Source organism: Vibrio sp. 1CM8B (assembly GCF_023161685.1).
Taxonomy (GTDB): domain Bacteria; phylum Pseudomonadota; class Gammaproteobacteria; order Enterobacterales; family Vibrionaceae; genus Vibrio; species Vibrio coralliirubri.
The window spans coordinates 275,469-297,460 of sequence record NZ_JALNTU010000004.1 but is presented as its reverse complement, the minus strand read 5'-3'; the positions used below and the strand labels follow the sequence as shown (position 1 = coordinate 297,460).

The window sequence follows — 21,992 nt, the reverse complement described above, 5'->3', positions numbered from 1 at the left end:
CCCTTCTCGATAATATCGATCAGATCTCGGTTTAGCTTCCAAATAGGGAGCAAATTTAACAGGCCGTGATCTGATCCGTTCTCCTCATTACTCAAGTCCATCGAAGCGACACACCTAAGCTTATCCCGTAAAAATGGTATTTATAAGGTTGAAGTGTTTTAATATGAAAAACAGACGCTTAACGTAATAAAGAAACCCGTTTATGCAATTTCGATCCATTTTACTGCTATGCCTTACCCTAATAGGGTGTTCGTCCAATCAAGAGTTGGTACCCGACCCAACAACCATCACGCTATTTTATGGTGATACATCCATCTCCGCAGGTGTTTTAGAGGATAAAACATTCAATTCAGTCCTTGCCGATAGGGTTGAAAGCGTTACGTTTTCGGGCTCAATATCAAAGCAAGACTCAGGCTATTTTGTCGATATGTTAGTGATTCGAGAAACAAAAGAGCCACGTTCAACACGACAATTGAACACCTCGCTTCTAATGAAACCGGGAGAGTTAGTAGATGTTGGCGGCGTGAATAACGATGTGTTCAGGGTAATCCTCGAGTAACAAAAATAAAGTGTTCAATTAATCTGATTTTTTTCTTTACCTCAACCTAACTTCAAGTCTTAAGCTTCTCTTACTGATTAAGAAGGAGCTTATTATGCAAAATAACTACGTAAAAGAACTCGCCGTTAAAACTTACCAAGAAGAGCTTGAGAAAGAGTACATTAAATCTCGGGCTCAGCCATTCCACGCCCCAAGTTTTATCGGTGGGGTGCTGTTGTCAGCTGTATTGGTAGGACTGTTTTAATTTATGCAGAATCTTTGATCCATTACCAACTCTCAACATATCTATTTGATGCACTTTAATGCATACGGCACAATCGCTTAGGTTGAATTGTGACGCTAATGTCGAGAGGAGGTGAAGTATGGCAAGTCCAAGAGTATTAAAGTCACAGATTACTGATATTACCTGTGGCGAGAATGTCACTATTATCGAACCAAGTAACGTTTATAGCTGTGAGCTTAAAGATGATGTGTTCGTTGGCCCCTTTGTTGAGATTCAAAAGAACACCGTGATAGGTGCGAGAAGTAAGATTCAATCTCACACCTTTATCTGCGAGTATGTGACTATTGGCAGTGACTGCTTTGTTGGTCATGGAGTCATGTTTGCCAACGACTTATTCAAAGAGGGCAAACCAGATCCTAACCCAAACAGTTGGGGTCGTACCTTGATAGCTGACAACGTCACGATCGGTTCTAACGCTACGGTTCTGTCTGTCAGCATTTGTGAAGGTGCAGTAATCGGCGCGGGCAGTGTGGTAACGAAAGACATCACCGAAAAAGGTATCTACGCAGGTAACCCAGCCAAGAAGTTAAGAGACTTACCGTAAGTCTGAATTAATAAGCCGTGGTTCATGAATCATAAGGTGCGGCTTTTTAGGGAAACATTAGAGTATTTGTCATGGATGTATTTTTACACTTACTTCAACTGAATGACGCAAGTGCGCTCTTGGATTTTGAGGTCGAAAATAGAGAGTGGTTTGAGCAACTTGTCCCAGCTAGGGATGATAGCTTCTATTCAAATGCAGGTGTGACCGAGCAAATCACGAGCTTTCTCACCGAATATAAGAACGGCGAGATGATCCCTATGTTGATCAAAGACGCCAATGGCATTGTCTGTGGAAGAATCAACATTCGCGATATCGACCAAAGCTCTGAAAGTGGAGAGCTAGGCTATCGAGTTGGTCATTCCTTTGCTTCAAAAGGCATTGCGTCTAACGCAGTAAAGCAGCTTCTAGATTATTTGGTGGAACAGACCAACCTTAAATATGTTGATGCCTATGCGTTAGTGGGCAATGTCGGTTCCAACAAAATCTTATCCAATACAGGTTTTGAATTGGTCGAGCATGTTGAGAACTACGCGGTGTTCAAAGGAGAACATCAAGATGCCAATTATTATCGTAAGTCGTTATCTACTTAAGTAACGATGCAACTGTTTGATATTTATTATTTGTCCTATGATCAATGAGATAATAGGTTTAGACAAGATGAGCTCACACCAATTGTGGTGCGAAACAATACAGAGATCAGTTTATGAACATTGTGACAGTCTATAGTGGCAATCAGCAGGTATATGCGAATTTGTATCAGGGCTATGCGGCCGAGTTTTCAAAGATCATCGGCGATAAGCCAGACGAGTATGGCTTGTTTGAGATTTATCCGACGCTTGGCGATACCGTAACGGGCTATTTACTTTACATCGACGGTGTTCCTGCTGCATTAACAGCCATTGAAACTAAAGCCCCAAATGAGTTTGAGATTTGCGACTTCTATGTGGTGCCTTATTTTAGAAAAAATAAAGTCGGCAAGCAGTTTATCTGTGAGTTGTTTGAACATCTCCAAGGCAGTTGGGAGATCAAGCAAGTACTGGGCGCAGAGCATGCAGTTAAGTTCTGGAGAGAGGTTGTTAGCGACTACACCTCAGATAATTACGTAGAAGATCAATACCAAGACGAAAAATGGGGATTGGTAACGAGACAGCGCTTTAATCACGATACTAGTGCAAAGTAAATCTTTATACATTAGAAGCTGGCAGCGTCCTTCTAGCCAGCTTCGAGCCTTTTTATTTCAAGGTTTAAGGTTACTTCTAGGTTTACAGTTATTTCTGAGGTTTATTCCGTTCGATTACGCTAATTGCGATCGCTAAAAACAGGATGTCTTTCACTAAAAAGAAGTTAGTGACTAAGATGCCATCCGATACTTTCCAAGCGTTTGGCGTTGTAATCAGGAAGCTAAGTGTCACAACAAAGATAGCCGCTGCCGCAATGCCTGAATAGAAAGCTACTGTCGGCTTCTTAAATCCAACGATCAATCCAATCGCGACAATGATCTCCGCGCCACCCACCATGTTAGACACAGCTTGGACTGAGAACAGATTGTAAAGCCAGTTCATTGCAGGATGATTTGCGATTAGCGGTTCAATGAGCATCGCTTCAGTTGGTGTGAACTTGTAAATACCAATCCAAGCTAACACCAATGCTACGCCAATCACGCCTAGGTTGTATCCCACATTACTCTGTTTTAAATCATAGGTTTGAACATGCATAAAAATACTCCATTTAATAAAATCCCTGAATATGACCGCAAGAGCTCAGATTAAATTTCGCGCCGTGAATAATACTTAATATATTTATCTAAAAACTTAATAGGTAACGACTTATTGTCTCGATAGGAACTTAAAGGCTAGTGATGTTGAAAGCCAAAGCAATGGGTAGGCGATAGTGCTGTTCAAAAGGTACCGCGAGCTTTGCAATTTTTGTTTTCAACATTCGCGATTTGGATTAGATTACGCTGATGTTCATCCTAATTATAAGAAGAGTATAACCAGTGAAAATTCATAGAATTAACCCGACCAAACGTTGGTCTGATGTAACTGTTTTTAACGGTATCGCAAGCTTTGTGGAAGTGGCAGAGACGGATACAACGGCAGGAATTAAGAGTCAGGTTCAGCAAATCTTCGAACAAGCTGAAGAAATGATGAGTTTGGTCGATAGCGACAAATCTCGCGTATTGTCGGTGACTATTTACCTAACGGATTTCGCTAACTTTGATGCACTAAATGAAGTTTGGGAAGCGTGGTTCCCTGAAGGCTGTGCTCCAAGCCGTGCATGCGTGAAAGCAGAGCTTGCTAACCCTGAACTATTGGTTGAAATGTCATTCATGGTTGCTGCGGGTGAAAAGTTTCAATAAGGCGAACTATCGGTAGAAATTAGCTTCGTCGATATAAACGCTAATCAGCCAATCAATTAGACAGCGAGCAGATAAAACAAAGCCACTCGGGTGAATCACTTGAGTGGCTTTTTAGTGTTCTATGCTATCCGAAACTAAATCGGATTAGGCATTAAGCGAGACCTTGATCTCTTGCCATCTGCTTCGCGATCTTCGGAGCGTGCCATAAGCATGGCAGTAAGATGAACGAAACAGGAACCGCAGTGATTACAATGAACGACTGTAGAGCGGAGATGCCGCCAGAGCCCATTGAGATGAGTGCGATCGCTACCGCACCCATGATGATACCCCAGAAGGTACGTACGGCTGCGTTTGGCTCTGTTGTTCCTGTCATTACCACACTGATTGTGTAAGTCATTGAGTCACCTGTTGTCACGATGAACGTGGTCGTCAGGATCAAGAACAAAATCGCAATCAAAGTAGGAAACGGCAGTTGTGCTGTAATTGCTAGAAGAACAGCTGGAAGGTTAAAGCCTTCGAACGCGCTAGAAATCACACCTGGGTTCTCTAATTCAAACGCTAGACCACTACCACCAACGATGCTGAACCAGAAACACGTTACAAGCGGTGCAACGATGCTGATAGAAACGATCATTTGGCGAATAGTACGGCCACGTGAGATGCGAGCAATGAAGATAGCCATCATTGGGCCATAACCTAAGAACCACCCCCAGAAGAATACCGTCCAGCCGCCTAGCCATGCTGTATCTTGGCGGTATAGCGCCATTGGGATGAAGTTATCAACCATTTCGCCCATACCTTGCAGGTAGCCATCAACGATGAAGCTCGTTGGGCCTACTAGCAGAATGTAGCCGATTAGGCACACTGATAAGATGATGTTGTAACGGCTGACCAGTTGGATACCTTTGTTCACGCCACTCAATGCAGACAGTGTGTACATTGCGATAGCAAAGATAATAACAACACTCTGAGTTGCAAAGCTGTCTGAAATGCCAAACAGTTCGCTTAGCGCGTAGCTGATTTGTAGGCCAAGGAAGCCGATAGGGCCGATAGTACCTGCGGCTACAGCCACGATGCTGCATGCGTCGACAACGTTACCAACCCAGCTGTTAATCGCTTTGTCACCAAGTACTGGGTAAAGCAGCGTGCGTGGCTTAAGAGGAAGACCTTTGTCGTAATGCAGGTGCATTAACACGATGGAAGACAAGCCACCTAAGATTGCCCATGCAAGGAAACCCCAGTGCATGAAAGATTGTGATAGAGCATTGAACGCCATCGCTTGAGGATCTGCGTTGCCATACAGTGGCGGAGCTGAAACAAAGTGAGCGATAGGCTCTGCGGCTGCCCAGAACACACCACCGCCGGCTAGCAACGTACATAGGACGATAGACATCCATTTAAAGGTGGTCATTTCAGGTAGAGCAAGCGTTCCTAAGCGAACGTGGCCGGTGCGACCTAGTGCAAGCACTAAACCGATAATGAAGTTGAGAAGTAGTAGGACTTGCCAGAAAGCACCGAACCATTTAGTTGAATAACTAAAGCCGATGTTTACAAGTTCGGACAACACGGAGGTGTTGGTGAAGGCTAGGATGACAAAGAGGGTTAAAAAACTGCCACTAAGCCAAAAGACTGGGTTTCCGAGTTCCAGTTTTTCACCCAAAGATTGAGCTTTATTGAAATCGATAGAAGTAGATTCTGCGTTGATGTTTTCGTTGGCGACTTGCGTCAAGTTGGACATTATTTCTTCGCTATATTTGGCTCTTTCAAGCCTATGTATTTCTCCCACACTTGCATAGAAATGTGAGGTTCGTCAAAAAAGCCGCCGATACTAACACATTTGTTATCAAAAAGTGGGCGAATTCCCAAAAGAATCCCAAATCGCCTTTAAATCACTACTTTTTGGCTAGTTTTGATACGAATTTTTTTCTCGAATCCAAATCACATTTCTGATTTTTGAGACGTTATTTTTTAGCTTTCCGAAATAAATTAATATTAGTTGTTGGTGCAAAATAAGTGTCGACTCATTGCATGCTATAAACAAATTAATGCGAGTCATTTTATAAATACTGAATATTTTAGGTGTTAAATTGGCGCTGTTACCTACAGTTGTTTTGCGAAGAGATTTAAGTGGCGAGGAAAGTCCCATTTAAATTAAACATCTTGAAACAACAACTTAAGGGATAGCTAACATGCACCTAAATCAAGGAAGAGTGGCCAAGAAGGTTTTTACACTCAGTACGCTCACCGCGTCATGCTTAATGGCGTTCAACAGCTATGCGGCTGTGGATTGCTCAACGTTAGAAACGTGGGACTCTGCCACTGTATACACAGGTGGTGATCAGGTTTCACATGACGGCAGTGCTTATACGGCAAATTACTGGAATCAAAATAACAACCCAAGCCAATTTGAAGGCGACTACGCACAATGGAAGAAAGTCGATGTGTGTAGCGGCGACGGAGGTGGCGGTACGCCAAATGAAGTACCAACGGCTTCATTAACGGCACCCTCTGCTTCTGACGTGATTACTGAAGGCGATAATGTTGTATTGAGTGCAACAGCACTAGATTCTGATGGCAGTGTGGCTTCGGTTGAGTTCTTTGTTGATGGCACATCAGTTGCGGTAGTCACAGCGGCACCTTTCGAAGCGACTTGGGCTGCAACGTCGGGTAATCATCAGGTTTCTGTTGTTGCAACGGATAATGAAGGCGCAGCAAGTGTTGCAAGTGCGGTTTCTGTCTCTGTTGATTCAGCACAACCAGGGAATGAAGCACCGACAGTTTCAGTTGCACTTTCAGTGACATCTGTTGATGTTGGTGGTGTAGTCACACTGACAGCAACGGCAGCAGATAGCGATGGCACGGTTGATAAGGTTGATTTCTACGTAGCGGGTGCTCTTGTGGGTACAGCAGCAACGAGCCCTTACACGTTAGATTACACAACGACTCAAGCGGGTTCTTTAGCGGTTTACGCAAAAGCAACAGACGACCAAGGTGCGACTGCAGATTCTGCGTTGGCATCGTTGACTGTGAATGGCGCTCCAACAGTGAGCACATGTCGCCCTGATGGCTTATATCAAACTCAAGGTGTCGATGTTCCTTACTGTACGATTTACGATGATGAAGGTCGTGAGAAAATGGGCGCGGATCACCCACGTCGTGTTATTGGTTACTTCACAAGTTGGCGTGCAGGGGATGACCCACAAGCGGCTTACTTAGTAAATGACATCCCTTGGGAACAACTCACACACATTAACTACGCTTTTGTGAGCATCGGCTCAGATGGCAAAGTAAACGTCGGTGATGTGAATGATCCTGAAAACGCAGCGGTTGGCAAAGAGTGGCCGGGTGTGGAAGTTGATCCTGCATTAGGCTTCAAAGGTCACTTTGGTGCATTAGCGACAGCGAAGAAAAAACATGGCGTGAAAACGCTAATCTCAATCGGTGGTTGGGCAGAAACCGGTGGTCACTTCGCGACTGACGGCAGTCGAGTGGCTGATGGCGGTTTCTACACAATGACAACCAATGCCGATGGCTCTATCAATCATCAAGGTATCGAAACATTCGCCACTTCCGCGGTTGAAATGTTGCGTAAATACCAGTTCGATGGTCTGGATATCGATTACGAATACCCAACCTCAATGGCAGGTGCCGGTAATCCATACGACAAAGACTTCATGGAGCCGCGTCGTCAATACCTATGGGCTTCGTACCAAGTGTTGATGAAAGTGCTACGTGAGAAGCTTGATGCAGCCTCTGCGCAAGATGGCAATCACTACATGTTAACGATCGCGGCGCCTTCTTCTGGTTACCTGTTACGCGGTATGGAAACATTCGATGTAACCAAGTACCTCGATTACGTGAACATCATGTCTTACGACCTTCACGGTGCGTGGAACGATCACGTAGGTCATAACGCAGCCTTGTTTGATACAGGTAAAGATTCAGAGCTAGCGCAATGGAACGTTTACGGCACGGCGGCTTACGGTGGTATTGGTTATCTGAACACGGATTGGGCTTACCATTACTTCCGTGGTTCTATGCCAGCAGGCCGTATTAACATCGGTGTGCCTTACTACACTCGTGGTTGGCAAGGCGTAACGGGTGGTGAGAATGGTCTTTGGGGCCGAGCAGCACTGCCAAACCAATCTGAATGTTCAGCGGGCACTGGGGAAGGCGAGAAAAACAACTGTGGCCATGGCGCTATTGGTATCGATAACATGTGGCACGATACCGATCCAAAAGGCAACGAAATGGGCGCGGGTTCTAACCCAATGTGGCATGCGAAGAACCTAGAGAAAGGTATTTGGGGTTCTTACGCTGAAGCTTACAAGCTTGATCCAGTGAATGATCCTTCAGATGTTCTAACTGGCACTTACACGAGAAACTATGACAGCGTGGCTGTTGCGCCTTGGTTGTGGAACGCAGAGAAGGGCGTATTCCTTTCAACGGAAGATAAACAGTCTATCGACGTGAAAGCGGACTACGTTATCGACAAAGAGATCGGCGGCATCATGTTCTGGGAACTAGCAGGGGATTACAACTGTTATGTACTCGATGCGAATGGCAACCGAACCTCTATCGATACGACTGAGCAAGCGTGTAATAGTGGTAACGGTGAGTTCCACATGGGTAACACCATGACGAAAGCTATCTACGATAAGTTTAAGTCTGCGACTCCATACGGAAACAAAGTAGCGACGGGTGCTATTCCAACAGAAGCATTAGATATTTCGGTATCGGTTGGTGGCTTCAAAGTGGGTGACCAAAACTACCCAATTAACCCTAAGATCACGTTTACGAACAACACAGGGCAAGCTCTTCCGGGTGGAACTGAGTTCCAATTCGATATCCCAGTATCTGCACCTGATAACGCGAAAGATCAATCGGGTGGTGGTTTGACCGTGATTGCTTCAGGTCATACTCGTGCGGATAACATCGGTGGACTAGATGGAACCATGCACCGAGTGGCGTTTACTTTGCCGACATGGGAAGAGCTTCCAGCTGGTGGTGTGTATGAGCTAGACATGGTGTATTACTTGCCAATTTCTGGCCCTGCTAACTACGCGGTGAATGTCGGTGGCGTTGATTACGCGTTTAGCTTTGAGCAGCCAGATCTACCATTAGGTGATATCAGTTCAGGTGGCGGTAACCCTGGCGATGGTGGCACCAACCCAGGTACATGTGATACAGCAGGTTTAGCGGTTTACCCAGACTTACCTCAGAAAGATTGGGCGGGTAACCCAAGCCACGCAAACACAGGCGACCAAGTGGTTCATAACGGTAGTGTTTATCAAGCAAACTGGTGGACAAGTTCTGAACCGGGTAGCGACGGTAGCTGGACTCAAGTTTGTTCTTAATTTAATGCTAAGTAATCTCTTTATAGACAATAGATCGTAGTAATAGGTAATAAATGCGAATGCTTTTAAGTCTATTTATCAGGATGTTAGTATAAATTAAGTCATCAATTTAAACGTAAAATTAAAACGCCGAACTGAATCCAGTTCGGCGTTTTTGTCATAAGTCACAGATTGCGTATAGAAACCCTTGAAAATATCGACACTCGTTCAGTAAAAAATAAAAACATGATATAAAACAGTCTGTATATAAGAGAAGTCACAGCGTTACCTGAAATTATAAATCTACGGGGTAATCTTGAAAGTCAGACGTAAATACATTCTTAATTTTTCAATTGCGCTCGCCGTCGTGTCGATGATTCTTTCTGCCTTTCAATTTAATCGAACTGAAAGGTCATTGTTGGAATCTAACCAACTGTTTTTTCGTACGATTGTGAACGCGAGTTACGATATTGTCGACACCACAGTGAATGAGGCGATAAAGACATATCTTAAAGGAATTACGGATACCGTTGCGTCTCATGTATGGCATACCACGCCAGAACAAGAAGTTGAACAGGTAAGCCAAATTGCCCGTGAATTGCATATTGGACAATCGGGTTATATCTATTTGATGTCACCCCAAGGCGTCCACCTTTATCATCCATTCTTGCAAGGTCAGAAGCGCGGACATCTTACTCATATCCAAAAACAGCTCACTATTGACTCTGGCATGATCGAGTACTTTCACGCTAATCCTCATGAAATAAGCCGTAGAGCCAAAGTCGCTTATTCGATGAGGCTCCCGAGTGGCAACACTTTGGTTGCGACGACCTATAAAGAAGAACTGATGTATTTGGTCGATCTTGAAGGTTTAAAAGACAAACTTAGAAAGTACGCGTTTGGTGATAGCGGATATGTATACATTGTCGATCTGCAAGGTAACTTAGTGCTTCATCCGGATTATGAACATAAATCATTGAAATCCTTAATAGGCTACTCGTCTGAACTGCTTATTGATCGAATCGCCACCAAACCAGAAGGTCAATTCAGTTACTCGATTTCCAGTGATAGTGGCACGACCAACAAAAAAATCTTCTATAAGTTTTACCCTTATCTTAATTGGGTCATTTCTGCAGGTATCTTAGAGCAAGAGCTTAATCGAAATCATAGCCTGTTGTTTATTAGTTTGATGGCTTTGGTTGTAAGTTTGTTGAGCATTATTGTCGTGTTGGTTCTTTACCTGCGGCATCGTCATCTCAAAATCTTGGATGTGGCAAGCCTAGATTACCTTACTGGGCTTCCTAGTCGACGGAGTTTTATCGAGCAGCTAAAACTGAAAATTACTCAGAATTCACCTTATCCGATAACGAATGTCGGCGTCATCTTGCTTGATATTGACCATTTCAAACGGGTCAACGATCAATATGGTCACGCTCAAGGCGATCGAGTTATCTGTGCGGTCGCAAAGTCACTTAAGAGATTTGTTAACCGTCGTCGTTTGATTGCACGCTATGGCGGTGAAGAGTTTATTTTGGTGACGTTTGATTGTGATGAACATGAGTTATTCGAATTATCAGAGGCGTTACGGCTATGTGTTGAGCAACTTCAAGGCTTGGTGTCGCCAGTGACTATCAGCGCTGGGTGTTGCCATACACAAGCACTGACTGACATTGAAACCGCTATCGATAAAGCCGACAAAGCGCTTTATCAAGCAAAAGAGAGTGGACGTAACAACACTCAAGCGTATCGAGAGAACGAATATCACGTTGCTTACATGTGATTGGTTGAAAGACTCGTTGGATTGAAAAGTTTTGTGCACACAAATCGAGTTCTTGAGAACGACAGACACAAAAAAGCCCAAATAGATCGCTCTATTTGGGCTTTTTCAGAATTATTTGAAAGGCTAATCGCTAATTTAAGCTTTCGCTGCTTTCATCGCTTCCGTTTTTTTTTCCTTTTGCATTTTTGCAAGGAAGTAGATGTTTACACAAGCGATAAAGCCGTTGGTGGCTGCAACTGGCCATGCGTCAATCATGATGCCGTATGCTGTGAAGAGTGCACAGCCAATAAAGTTAAGGACACGCAGACGAACGATATCTTTCATTGTTAATGAAATTGCGACCATAATAGACGCAGCGTAACCTAAAATTTCAACCATATTGAATTCCATTGTTTGACCCTCTTAAATTTGCCGATACTTTGTCGGTACCAATTCTTCTCTTCATGAGATGATTGAGGAAGCTCCGTGCCTCGAATGGTCTGGTTTTGTTTAACGGGGTGAACTATACCAACTCTGTTTTTGTGATTAAACCCCCAAAACGGACAGAAGTGAAGGTTAGCGATTACGCAAACGTTTAATGACCTTTCTATTAACATAATTACTATTTATGTTGGAGGTTAAATTGATAGTTATTCTTATATAGGTAAGGAAGCCTCGAATGATAAAGCGATCCATTTGTGCAACAAAAAGCATAACAAAAGCAGCACTATTGGCTTTGATGGCTATTGGGCTGACCGCATGCACCACGCAAGAAATACCACCCTCGCACAATTATGGTGTGGTCACTAGCGGTGACTTTGATTTTATGAAACACGGCGTGATGACGTACTCTTGGCACCCTGAATCAGAAAAGGTTTACTTTTCTCAAAAATACGATGAAACCGTGGTGACCGATTTAGTGCGTGATTCGATTCAAGAACAGCTCTCAAGTAAAGGTTACCAGTTAAAACAGGATGGTGTCGGCGATGTTGTTGTAGGCTTTGGATTAGCGGAAGAATCGGAACTGAACGATGAATCAATCTTCGATGCGATTAAGCTATCTACTGGTGTGCCATTTTACGATGGTGAAGGTAAAGTTGCGGAGAAAGGATCGTTGTACATTGCGTTTTTCGTACCTAACTCTGAGGTCGTACAATGGCAAGCATTAGCACAGTCTGGCATCCAACCTGATTTAGAGCCAAGCGAGAGCAAACAGCGTATTACTGGCTTTGTTGAAATGTTATTTAGACGTATGCCTGAGCGATAGAATTAGGCGTTAGATGTATTTGTTGAGTCAATATTAGTTGTTGAAAATATGGTCAGATCGCAGATTATACTTTTTTATTTGTAACGAATGGTACAAATACGTAAAGCAACGTAAAGTTCGCGCTTCTTTTGCTAGCATTTGTCTATACTGCTCAAAACGTTAACTTAGGTTTGATTCAATGAAACTGTTTTCCAAATACTCTCTCCCTCTATTAAGTATATTCATTGTAAGTAACGCAGCGATGGTAAGTAATGCAGCTATCGCAGCACCTTCTATAGTACCGAGCCCACCTAGCCTAGGCGCAAAAGGGTATGTGTTAATTGATTTTAATTCTAGTGATGTGCTGGTAGAAAAAAACGCACACACTAAGTTAAACCCAGCGAGCTTGACCAAACTGATGACCAGCTATGTGGCAGGTCAAGAGATGAAGCGAGGCAACATTTCTGCCGATGATCAGGTACGAATCAGTGAAAATGCGTGGGCGAAGAACTTCCCAGACTCCTCAAAAATGTTCATCGAAGTAAACACTGATGTAGCAATGATGGACCTTTATCGTGGTTTGATTATTCAATCCGGTAACGATGCGAGTGTTGCGATTGCGGAACACGTTGCGGGCTCGCAAGATGCATTCGTCGACCTGATGAACTCTTGGGCGACCTCTCTGAAGCTAGAAAACACCCATTTTGCCAATGCACATGGTTTAGACGCTGACGATCTCTATTCGACTCCTTATGATATAGCGCTACTCGGTCGTGCCATTATTCGTGATTTACCGGATGTGTATGGCTTATACAGCGAGCGCTCTTTCAGTTACAACGGAATCACACAGCATAACCGTAATGGCTTGTTGCGTGATAGAAGCTTAACCGTTGATGGCATGAAAACGGGCTACACCTCTGGTGCTGGCTACAGTTTGGCGAGTTCAGCGACACAAGGTGAGATGAGACTTATCGCGGTTGTGATGGGCGCATCAAGCGTTAAGAGCCGTGAATCAGACAGCAAACAGCTGTTGAGCTATGGTTTCCGTTTCTTCGATACACTAAACCCGCACAAAGGCGGCGATCAAGTGGCTGAAGAGAAGGTATGGTTTGGTGAGCAAGACACATTGAAACTAGGTGTGGCAGAAGACACGTTCATTACGTTGCCTAAGTCGGACAGCAAAAAGCTGACTGCATCTATCGAGCTTAACTCTGAACTGAAAGCGCCGATTACAGAAGGTCAAACTCTAGGTGTGGTTCATTACACTGTTGATGGTGAAGATGTTCAAACTCAGCCTTTGATCGCGCTTGAAGCGGTTGAACAGGGCGGTTTGTTCAAACGTTTAATGGACTACGTTAAGCTGTTCTTCGCGAGCCTATTCTAAATAGAGCTTGTGGCGATAAGCCGCGCTGAAAAGTCGAAATATTATGGGTGTTGTGAGTGAATCACAGCGCCCTTTGTTATTTCTACATCAATGAAAACGCCGCGCCGCACTATCTTTATTAGCCGTGGCGGGCGGTTTCGATTACTATACGCAAAATTTAGCAGTGTAGTCACTTATGACGATAGAGATAAAGAACGTAACCGAACCCGAAGTAACCTGTGCCAATTGTCAGGCATGCTGTTGTCGTTTAGAGGTTATGATCATCACAGATACGGGCGTACCTGAAGAGCACATCGCTTACGATGAATGGGGCGGAGAAACCATGAAGCGCTTAGATGACGGCTGGTGTTCTGCGGTAGATAGAGAAACACTGATGTGTACTATCTATGAAAACCGACCATGGATCTGTCGTGAGTTCGAAATGGGCTCTTATGAATGCGTTGATCAGCGCAAGGATGTAATGGGCTAGGACTTTATCTTAGCTATCGATCTCAGTTGAGCTCTAGCTGTTCTTAGAGCTTTAACTATTTCTTGAACTCAAATACTCCGCAAGAAAATCGATAAACACTCGGATTCTTTGGGGCAAATAGTCGCTCGCATGATACACCGCGTACATTGGTAACTGGTCATTACTCCAATCTGTCAACAACCGTATTAATTCCCCTTTCTCTACAAACTCTTTACCCATCCAATTCGGCAAAGCGACAATACCTAAACCTTGACGAGACATCTTAAGCAGCATTTCTGGGCTGTCTGAAGTGAATATTTGATTTACTTTAATACTGCTGGCTTTGTGGCTCTTGTCGGTAAAACGCCACTCATTCACAGGCGTCATCAGTGAATAAGTTAAGCAGTGGTGTTTGATTAATTCTTGAGGCTGTTGCGGTGCTCCGTGTTTCTCTAGGTATTCGGGTGAGGCGAAGTAGTGAACTTTGTTATTAAACAGCAAGCGCGCTTTTAGCCCTGAGTCTTTCAGCTGTGATGCGCGGATGGCGACATCAATATTGTGTTCATTGAGATTAACGATACGGTCGTCAACACTGAGATTAATCCGTATCCCCGGATGTTGTTCAATGAATGCTTGAAGCGGTTCACTGAGTAACATGGTTGAAAAGGCACTTGGAGCGGATATTTTCAATTCACCTTCTACGGACTCAGTTTCTCGCTTGAGCTGACTTTCTATTGCGGACATTTCTTCTAGGAAGCGGACACAGTAAGTGAGGTAGTCTTTTCCTGCATGAGTTAGGGATATTTTGCGACTGTTTCGCTGAAATAGCGTCATTCCTAAATCACTTTCTAACCACGCAATCTTTTTACTGACGGCACTTTGTGTCATGTCGAGTTTATTGGCAGTAGCAGTAAAACTGTTCAGCTGCGCAGTTTCCACGAAGATACGAATACACTCAATTTTATCCATTCCACTTGCCTTATGTCTGCTATCTAAACTCAACCATTCCAAATTGGAATCTTAACTATCATAAAATTAGCATTTATCGTTCGATTTATGAATGATTAAATAATCCCACTGACGTTAATAACTCTTAAGAAAGGTGGCGATATGATTTCAGTGGTGAGTGTATTACTGGTGGTGTTCTTTTTATTGGCAAGCTCAATCAAGACACTTGCTTGGCAGCGTAAAGTGTTCGAAATCCAACTTGGTTTTTTTAAAAGTTATGGTTTAAACCGAGTGATCATGTTTCTAGTTGGCATGGTTGAGTTTTCGGGAGCCGTATTGTTGCTCTGTGCTTTGGTTGGTTTAGCACCTGAACATACGCAACTGATGGGAGGTTTGATATTAGCGAGTACTTCACTAGGGGCGATTTACTTTCACTTGAGATTCGATACGTGGAAGGATGGTATTCCCGCGATGGTGACTCTGTTGGGCTCTGGCTTCTTGGTCATTGCAGCGTACTAAGTTTATTCGTATGTAGCGATAGAGGTGAGAGGCAAAGGAAATAAGAGTAGGGCACGAAGCCCTACTAAATGGAAACGGCTTAGAACTCAGAAGATACTTCAAACTCCATCCATTCACCGGTTGTCGGGTGAATCAACTTTAGGTAGCCAGCGTGTAGGTGTAAGCGCTCGCGTTTGTACCCGTATAAGTCGTCACCACGAATAGGTGCACCAAGCCCTAATGGGTGAGCGCAGTGTACTCGCAGCTGGTGGGTTCGCCCTGTTTTAGGGTACAGGTGAACCTTGGTTTTGCCATTATGAGTGCTCACCGCTTGCCAATGGGTCTCTGCATTTCGGCCGTGTTGATGGCAAACCAGTTGTCTTGGTCTGTCTGTGATGTCGCCGCGCAAAGGAAGGCTGATATCGCCAGATTCGCCCGTTATCTCACCATCTAACAAAGCGGTGTAGCGCTTCTCTACGGTTCTATCAATGAACTGCTTCTGAATGTGCTTGTTTGACTCTGCCGTGAGCGCCAAGATCAACAAACCTGACGTCGACATATCCAATCTATGGATAATCAAAGGACCAGTCGCATCCGGGTAACGCGCTTTTATGCGGGTATAAACTGAATCTTCGATGAACTTACCGGGAACCGACAAGAACTCTTCAGGCTTATTGACGACCACGATCTCGTCGTCTTCATAAACAATATCAAAAGACTTACCTACAGCAGGGTTCACGATAAGCGGGTTATCTTCTAGCTCTATGCCACTTAGCTGGTGTTCGAGGATCTCAAAGCTTTTACTCTGACAAACAGGGTAGAGGTTTGCGTGTTGTCGAATGATATCTGTAGGCGGTAATCCCCACCAAAATTCAGATAATGCTAACGGCTTGAATCCGTGTTCAAACGCAAAGTTAAGCAACTTAGGTAGGCAGCAGTCGCCAGAGCCTTCAAGTGCGTCTTTGCCATCGAGTAATTCGAGCAAGTTCTTAGATTGCTTGGCTTGATCGATAAAGCGATAGTGAGAGAGGCGTTGAGTTTCCAACAGCTGTGAAACTGCTTGGTGATCTTGCTTACGGTTTTTCAGTTCGTTTTCAATCAAATTAACGTGTGATTGGCGCTCTGCGATCTTCTGTTTCCACTCAATACGAAGTGCTTTTAGGTCACGTTTCTCTTGGCTACTTTGATTACCCAGTTGTTTGAGCAAATTCGTCGCCGACTCTAGATTCCCTAATGCTTTTTCTTGGTTTGCTTGCTCTCTGAGTTCGTTACGTTGGGCTTTATTCGCGGCCATAGCTAACTGAAAGGCTTCGATAGCTTGTGCTGATTCGATTTTTAACCCTTCAAGCTTGGCCAATAATGCGTCTAGGTTGTGCGACTGTTGTAGCTTTTCAATGTCACCCGCAAGTTGCAATTGGTGAGCAAGGTTCGCACTGTTTTGAGAGTGAAACTGTTTTGAATCGAAGGCTGGTGGAACAAAGTGAATGTTGTTTAACTGAGAGACCAAAGCCGCATCTAACTGCAAGCCTGAAAACGCAGAAAGGTAACCTAACTCTTGTGTTGTTGGATTCTGCACAAGAAGCACAGCGTAGAGATTACCTTGCGAGGTTTCATTCACACCACCGTCGATAAGTGACTGTTGAAGCTGCAACATAGCGAGTTCACACACAGGGTGCGGCGTATAGTAATACGGGAACGTAAAGCGAGTCGGTAGCGCTAAATCGACATTCGTGTTTGCTAGGTGCAGAGGTGTGTATTGAGCGAGGTTTGCTGGCATTAAGATCAAACTCTATGGCTATTCAGTTAGAGTTCGGTATTGTTGTCGAAATGAAGACAAATGAGAAGCCAAAGCAGAAGATAAATCGGCTTTGGCTTGATTTAGTTTCTCGTGTTTACCCTGGAAAGCACGCGTTTGAGTGAAACTCGATCAGTTCGAGTGTTCTAGCTCTACTTGCTCAGCTTTTTGGTAAGCAGGGTGGCTCTTTAAAAGCTCGCCGTATTTAGCAATGTTAGGGTAAAGCGCAGTTGCACCAAAGTTACCCACGATTTCTACGATGAACGACATCATAAAATCTGCACCTGTTAGTGTGTCTGCAACCAAGTAGGTTTTACCTTCAAGTGCATTATTCACGTAAGTTAAGATCTTTTGGTTTTCATCGTCTGCATAACCGCCTAGGAAGTTAGTTTCACAGCCGTCTTTCATCACAAAGATCTTAAGCAACATTGGCAAAATACCTGAGCTCTCAGCGAAGTGAAGCCACTGCGAATATTCGACGTAGTCTGCGGTGCCGCGTGTAGGTGCGAACTTACCCTGACCGTATTTGTCGATTAGGTATTCCGTGATAGCACCAGATTCAGTGATCACGACACCATCGTCTTCAATGACAGGAGATTTACCCAATGGGTGAATGGATTTGAGTTCTGGTGGTGCAAGAAAAGTGACACTGTCTCGTTGGTAGGGTTTGATTTGGTAATCTACTCCAAGCTCTTCCAATAGCCAGATGATGCGCTTTGAGCGCGACTTATTCAGGTGATGCAAAGTAATCATGATTCTACCTAGTTAACGGGTTCAGTTTATTGAATTTATTTAGCTTCGTTCGTTTTGATAACAAGCTTACCGAAGTTCTGACCTTCCAATAGGCCCATGAATGCTTGTGGCGCATTCTCTAGACCTTCAACCAGGTGCTCACGATAGTGCATCTTGCCTTGAGATAGCCATTCTGTCATTTGAACAGCAAACTCGTTGTAGCGGTGTGCGTAGTCATCAAAGATGATGAAACCTTGCATCTTAATTCGTTTAACCAGCAGCATACCCATCAGGCTAGACATACGATCTGGGCCTTCAGGCAGTGAAGTCGCATTGTATTGAGAGATAAGGCCACACACAGGAATACGAGCACCTGTGTTAAGCAGAGGCATTACTGCGTCGAATACCTTGCCACCAACGTTTTCAAAGTAAACGTCGATGCCGTTGTCACACACTTTAGCGAGTTGCTCTGCGAAGTCGTCAGCTTTGTGGTCGATACATTCATCAAAGCCAAGTACCTCTTTCGCGTACTGGCACTTATCTTGACCGCCTGCAACGCCGATAACACGACAGCCTTTTAGTTTGCCGATTTGTCCAACGGTTGCGCCTACAGCACCTGTTGCTGCCGCAACGACTAGCGTGTCGCCTTCTTTAGGTTGGCCGATATCAAGCAAGCCCATGTAAGCGGTAAAACCAGGCATACCCATGATGCCAAGCGCGTAAGAAGGGTGCGTTGGTTCTTTGCCGAGTTTGATTAGGCCTTCACCGTTAGACACACCAAGATCTTGCCAACCTGTGTAAGCCAGAACCCATTCGCCAATTTCGTAATCAGCGTGGTTTGATTCTTCAACCTGACATACGGTTGCGCCAACCATCACTTCATCAATCGCAACGGGATCTGCGTAAGATTTAGCATCGCTCATACGACCACGCATGTATGGGTCTAGTGAAAGGTAAACTGAGCGAAGTAACATCTCGCCGTCTTTGATACTTGGCGCAGCTACTGTCTCTAAACGGAAGTTGTCTTGAGTCGGTGCGCCAACTGGGCGAGATGCCAATACGATGCGGCGATTGTCTTGTTGAGTCATTGGATATCCTTAATTTATGTTTTATATATTTAGAATTAGACCAGTCGTCTAGTCTTGTTGTCTAAAAATCCCGCCGTCATCAAATTGATAAGAGGGCGGGTGATTTCTTTTAAGTTAAAGCCAATCAAACGCGCTGCGCGTTATTGGCTTTCACCTTTTAAAATTCGTTCAGTAAGGCTCAAAGCCGACTGTAAGCTATGGGAGCTCTGGCTCAGTTTGCTTAATAAGCTTGCACCTAACCACATAGAGTATAGGTTCTGAGCTGCTTCTTGGCTGTCTTCAACCTTTATAGAGCCATCTGCAATACCGCCGACAATGCACTGTTCGATGGTATTCGTCACTTTCTCAGCACCTTTTAATAGCGCTTGGCGCATAGGATCAGAGAGATCAGAAACTTCCGCGCTGAGTTTAACGACCAAGCATTTATGAGCATTACAGGTACCGTTTTCGGTCTTCGCCCATAGCGAGAAATAGCTCAAGATTCGCTGATAATGATTACCTTCACCGTGTACTAAAATTGCTTCAATCTTAGTAATGTAGTTTTCAAAATAGTGTTGAATCAACGCCTCGCCAAATTGCTCTTTAGATTTAAAGTAGTGGTAAAACGATCCTTTCGGCACGTCCGCTTCTTTAAGCAATTGCGATAGTCCAACGCCGTTAAAGCCGTTGTTTACTATTAGTTGATAGCCAACATCTAAAACATGTAGGCGTGTGTCATTCGTTTTTTCGTTCATGGTCGGTACTATAAGTTAAATTAGACCAGTCGTCTAGTGGTCGGTTTTCAAGGGTATATTCGGCCGTTTGCTAAAGTAGCTAAAGTGGCTTCAAATGTTCAAATATAAAAAAGCCCCAACATAGCGCGTATGTTGGGGCTTAAATCGGTCGCCTTCGATTATTTGATAGAGATGAGCTCTACATCAAAAATCAGAGTCGATGATGGTGGGATAGGGCCTGAACCGCCTTTACCGTAAGCTAGAGTGCTTGGAATGAATAGACGAACTTTTTGGCCTTCAACCATGTAAGTCAAACCTTCTTGCCAGCCTTTGATTACTTGCTTAAGGGCAAATGAGATTGGCTCGCCACGCTCAACAGAGCTGTCGAAAACAGTGCCATCGATCAGCGTACCGTGGTAGTGAACCGTTACTTTGCTGTTCTTAGTTGGGTGCTCTGTGCCTGTACCTTCCTCAAGAACAAGGTATTGAAGGCCGCTTTCAGTCGTAATCACGCCTTCTTTAGTGCCGTTTTCGAGTAAGAACTGCTGGCCTTGCTCGAAGTTTTCTCCGCCAGACTTATGATTCGTCCAAGTACGGTAAATCATGAAACCCGCCAAAAGAAAGACAATGACCGGGATGACAAATTTAGACATAGTAAAACCTATTTATATTGAGTGCTGAATTTCGTAGTTAATGCAGAATGTGTTAATCCGCCGGCAAAGCCGCGATTATGGTTGAGTCAAAAGGTAGTTGATCGTTTTTGCGATACCAGCAACGTCTTGGTGACCTGCTGTTAGTACTTGGTATTTACCGTTGATGATAAAGGTTGGTACTGAGTTGATCTGACCTTTTACTGAGATCTCTTCTGCTTTTTTAACGTAGTCGAAAAGAGCAACTTGCTGTTCTTTGTTCAACTGGTATGGGCTAACCAAACCACGAGAAGTAAACGCTGTCTCTAGTGCTTGTTGACGTTGCTCTGGTGTTGCATCTGCACCCATTTGAACGGCACCAAATAAGTCGTCCATGAACGCGTGGTCAGGTGTAGCATCAAGCTGCATCACTGCTGTGTAGTAGATCATTGCGCTGATTTGAGCGCTTTCGTTGAACGTCACGTGCATCTTGCCAATAGTTTGGTCTGTTAGAGACTCAATCTCTGGAATTGCACTTTCCATTTGACGGCAGTGACCACAGTTAAGAGAGAAGATTTCAGTGATCGGGGACAAGTTAAATTCTGTTAGAGCAGTTGGAAGCGCTTCGTATTGAACGCCTTTTTGCGGCTCGTCTGTTTCGCTACAACCCGCGATAATAAGTACGGCAGCGAGTGCTGTGATGAATTTAGTAAAAGGTTTAAACATAATGTTTGCTCTAGCGTTGAGAAGTCCTGAGATTCTAACTATTTAGTACGAATTGGAAAACAATTATAAGGTAAATAAATGCAAACAGTTGGAACTAGCGGATGAAGACAGGCTAGTTGACGGTTAACTGTGATCAACAGCACTTTTTTTGGATCTGTTTTCTTTTGATATAAAGTTTTCGTCTAAAGTTTTTCCCTCGGTGCCGATATAGACATTAGTGAATGGTTTATCTGCATGAGTGGTTGGTGAAGTAATGAGATATTTAGCGATAATGTTAAGCATAGCTTTGGCAGGGTGTGAAACGACATTACCAACGGGCATGTTGGGCGATGATATGCTAGAAACTGCACCGCAAACCGATTACGACTTGATGCATCCTGAATGGGGTGTGGTTCAAACGACTCATGTAGCAAGTAATCGTGGATACTCGATTCAGAGCAGCACCCATCAACAAAGCACCATCACTACCAACTACGGACGTGGCGTATCGACTAACGATCCACTGGAAGTCTTTCTAAGACAAAACCGTATCGATTTTGAAGTGTTGCCGGGTAACCATGTGATGGTTAAGCTTGAGCAGCACGTGAACTTTAAAACAGGTTCAGCATTCCCTGAACCAGCTTATAACCAATGGCTAGATACGTTAGGCAGCTACCTTGCTCAGCGCCAAGATATTGATGTGGTGATTGAAGGTCACACCGATAATACGGGCACAGATCGTATCAACGATCCGCTATCAGAGCAGCGTGCAAAAGAAGTGAAGGCTCGATTAGAGAGCAACTACGTATCAAGCCGCTCCATTTATACACGAGGCTTTGGCGAGTATGTACCAGCTTGTACAAACACCTCTGCGCAAGGCAAGGCGTGTAACCGCCGTGTGGAGCTGATGCTGATTGTCGCGAAGTAGTCATTTGAGCTTTCACTCCTAATTTGAAAACGACTAGC

General features: G+C 44.2%; 23 protein-coding genes. 13 read left to right on the top strand and 10 right to left on the bottom strand.

The window, feature by feature from the left end:
- Positions 1-202: 202 nt before the first annotated feature.
- The 5 genes from MSG36_RS10255 (at position 203) to MSG36_RS10235 (ending at position 2,566) form a co-directional block, all read left to right on the top strand.
- A complete protein-coding gene (locus tag MSG36_RS10255) occupies positions 203-559 on the top strand; it encodes a hypothetical protein (RefSeq protein ID WP_048613370.1) in 357 nt (118 codons plus the stop codon).
- Positions 560-653: 94 nt separating this feature from the next.
- Complete coding sequence (locus tag MSG36_RS10250) at positions 654-803, top strand: hypothetical protein (RefSeq protein ID WP_248367608.1); 150 nt, start codon at positions 654-656, stop codon at positions 801-803.
- Between the two features lie 118 nt (positions 804-921).
- Entirely contained in the window at positions 922-1,386 is a 465-nt protein-coding gene (locus tag MSG36_RS10245) for an acyltransferase (RefSeq protein ID WP_248367607.1), read from the top strand.
- Positions 1,387-1,457: 71 nt separating this feature from the next.
- The gene (locus MSG36_RS10240) at positions 1,458-1,976 is read left to right on the top strand and encodes a GNAT family N-acetyltransferase (RefSeq protein WP_248367606.1); all 519 of its coding nucleotides are present in this window, start codon (positions 1,458-1,460) and stop codon (positions 1,974-1,976) included.
- Between the two features lie 113 nt (positions 1,977-2,089).
- Positions 2,090-2,566: a hypothetical protein gene (locus MSG36_RS10235; RefSeq protein WP_248367605.1), complete on the top strand. Its 477-nt coding sequence runs from the start codon at positions 2,090-2,092 to the stop codon at positions 2,564-2,566.
- Between the two features lie 88 nt (positions 2,567-2,654).
- Here the strand turns inward: MSG36_RS10235 and MSG36_RS10230 are convergent, their stop codons facing one another.
- On the bottom strand, positions 2,655-3,101 hold the full coding sequence (locus MSG36_RS10230; protein WP_017108085.1) for a DUF417 family protein: 447 nt from the start codon (positions 3,099-3,101) through the stop codon (positions 2,655-2,657).
- A 281-nt stretch (positions 3,102-3,382) separates the two neighbouring features.
- Between MSG36_RS10230 and MSG36_RS10225 the strand changes: the two genes are divergently transcribed.
- Positions 3,383-3,745 carry a RidA family protein gene (locus MSG36_RS10225; protein WP_017062654.1) on the top strand — a complete coding sequence of 121 codons (363 nt, stop codon included), beginning with the start codon at positions 3,383-3,385 and terminating at the stop codon, positions 3,743-3,745.
- A 151-nt stretch (positions 3,746-3,896) separates the two neighbouring features.
- Here MSG36_RS10225 and MSG36_RS10220 read toward each other — a convergent pair whose 3' ends face one another.
- Positions 3,897-5,483, bottom strand: coding sequence for a BCCT family transporter (locus MSG36_RS10220; protein WP_048606304.1), 1,587 nt, complete (start codon positions 5,481-5,483; stop codon positions 3,897-3,899).
- A gap of 451 nt (positions 5,484-5,934) precedes the next feature.
- Here MSG36_RS10220 and MSG36_RS10215 point away from each other — a divergent pair, with 451 nt between their 5' ends.
- Positions 5,935-9,102, top strand: a complete 3,168-nt coding sequence (locus MSG36_RS10215; RefSeq protein ID WP_248367604.1) for a glycosyl hydrolase family 18 protein — start codon at positions 5,935-5,937, stop codon at positions 9,100-9,102.
- A gap of 295 nt (positions 9,103-9,397) precedes the next feature.
- Entirely contained in the window at positions 9,398-10,861 is a 1,464-nt protein-coding gene (locus MSG36_RS10210) for a sensor domain-containing diguanylate cyclase (RefSeq protein WP_050646202.1), read from the top strand.
- A gap of 135 nt (positions 10,862-10,996) precedes the next feature.
- On the opposite strand, the gene MSG36_RS10205 is transcribed toward MSG36_RS10210, so the two are convergent.
- Positions 10,997-11,251 (bottom strand): YgjV family protein, encoded by a 255-nt coding sequence (locus tag MSG36_RS10205; RefSeq protein WP_017068159.1) that lies wholly within the window; start codon positions 11,249-11,251, stop codon positions 10,997-10,999.
- Between the two features lie 268 nt (positions 11,252-11,519).
- Between MSG36_RS10205 and MSG36_RS10200 the strand changes: the two genes are divergently transcribed.
- From MSG36_RS10200 to MSG36_RS10190, 3 genes are all read left to right on the top strand, one after another.
- A complete protein-coding gene (locus MSG36_RS10200; RefSeq protein WP_248367603.1) occupies positions 11,520-12,107 on the top strand; it encodes a DUF4136 domain-containing protein in 588 nt (195 codons plus the stop codon).
- A gap of 178 nt (positions 12,108-12,285) precedes the next feature.
- On the top strand, positions 12,286-13,470 hold the full coding sequence (locus tag MSG36_RS10195) for a D-alanyl-D-alanine carboxypeptidase family protein (protein ID WP_248367602.1): 1,185 nt from the start codon (positions 12,286-12,288) through the stop codon (positions 13,468-13,470).
- A 175-nt stretch (positions 13,471-13,645) separates the two neighbouring features.
- Positions 13,646-13,939: a YkgJ family cysteine cluster protein gene (locus MSG36_RS10190; RefSeq protein ID WP_081090056.1), complete on the top strand. Its 294-nt coding sequence runs from the start codon at positions 13,646-13,648 to the stop codon at positions 13,937-13,939.
- Between the two features lie 51 nt (positions 13,940-13,990).
- Here MSG36_RS10190 and MSG36_RS10185 read toward each other — a convergent pair whose 3' ends face one another.
- The gene (locus tag MSG36_RS10185) at positions 13,991-14,887 is read right to left on the bottom strand and encodes a LysR family transcriptional regulator (protein WP_248367601.1); all 897 of its coding nucleotides are present in this window, start codon (positions 14,885-14,887) and stop codon (positions 13,991-13,993) included.
- 117 nt (positions 14,888-15,004) lie between these two features.
- Here MSG36_RS10185 and MSG36_RS10180 point away from each other — a divergent pair, with 117 nt between their 5' ends.
- Complete coding sequence (locus MSG36_RS10180) at positions 15,005-15,385, top strand: DoxX family protein (protein WP_248367852.1); 381 nt, start codon at positions 15,005-15,007, stop codon at positions 15,383-15,385.
- Between the two features lie 79 nt (positions 15,386-15,464).
- Here the strand turns inward: MSG36_RS10180 and MSG36_RS10175 are convergent, their stop codons facing one another.
- The 6 genes from MSG36_RS10175 to MSG36_RS10150 all read right to left on the bottom strand — a co-directional run bounded on the left by MSG36_RS10175 (position 15,465) and on the right by MSG36_RS10150 (position 21,047).
- Positions 15,465-17,141, bottom strand: a complete 1,677-nt coding sequence (locus tag MSG36_RS10175; RefSeq protein ID WP_248367598.1) for an RluA family pseudouridine synthase — start codon at positions 17,139-17,141, stop codon at positions 15,465-15,467.
- A 150-nt stretch (positions 17,142-17,291) separates the two neighbouring features.
- Entirely contained in the window at positions 17,292-17,912 is a 621-nt protein-coding gene (locus MSG36_RS10170; protein ID WP_050634257.1) for a glutathione S-transferase, read from the bottom strand.
- A gap of 35 nt (positions 17,913-17,947) precedes the next feature.
- Positions 17,948-18,979 (bottom strand): NADP-dependent oxidoreductase, encoded by a 1,032-nt coding sequence (locus tag MSG36_RS10165; RefSeq protein WP_248367595.1) that lies wholly within the window; start codon positions 18,977-18,979, stop codon positions 17,948-17,950.
- Positions 18,980-19,119: 140 nt separating this feature from the next.
- On the bottom strand, positions 19,120-19,713 hold the full coding sequence (locus tag MSG36_RS10160; protein ID WP_061016789.1) for a TetR/AcrR family transcriptional regulator: 594 nt from the start codon (positions 19,711-19,713) through the stop codon (positions 19,120-19,122).
- 158 nt (positions 19,714-19,871) lie between these two features.
- Positions 19,872-20,345 carry an FKBP-type peptidyl-prolyl cis-trans isomerase gene (locus tag MSG36_RS10155; protein ID WP_060981209.1) on the bottom strand — a complete coding sequence of 158 codons (474 nt, stop codon included), beginning with the start codon at positions 20,343-20,345 and terminating at the stop codon, positions 19,872-19,874.
- A 75-nt stretch (positions 20,346-20,420) separates the two neighbouring features.
- Positions 20,421-21,047 carry a thioredoxin domain-containing protein gene (locus MSG36_RS10150; protein ID WP_004731367.1) on the bottom strand — a complete coding sequence of 209 codons (627 nt, stop codon included), beginning with the start codon at positions 21,045-21,047 and terminating at the stop codon, positions 20,421-20,423.
- Positions 21,048-21,318: 271 nt separating this feature from the next.
- Between MSG36_RS10150 and MSG36_RS10145 the strand changes: the two genes are divergently transcribed.
- The gene (locus MSG36_RS10145; RefSeq protein ID WP_060981210.1) at positions 21,319-21,954 is read left to right on the top strand and encodes an OmpA family protein; all 636 of its coding nucleotides are present in this window, start codon (positions 21,319-21,321) and stop codon (positions 21,952-21,954) included.
- Positions 21,955-21,992 lie beyond the last annotated feature (38 nt).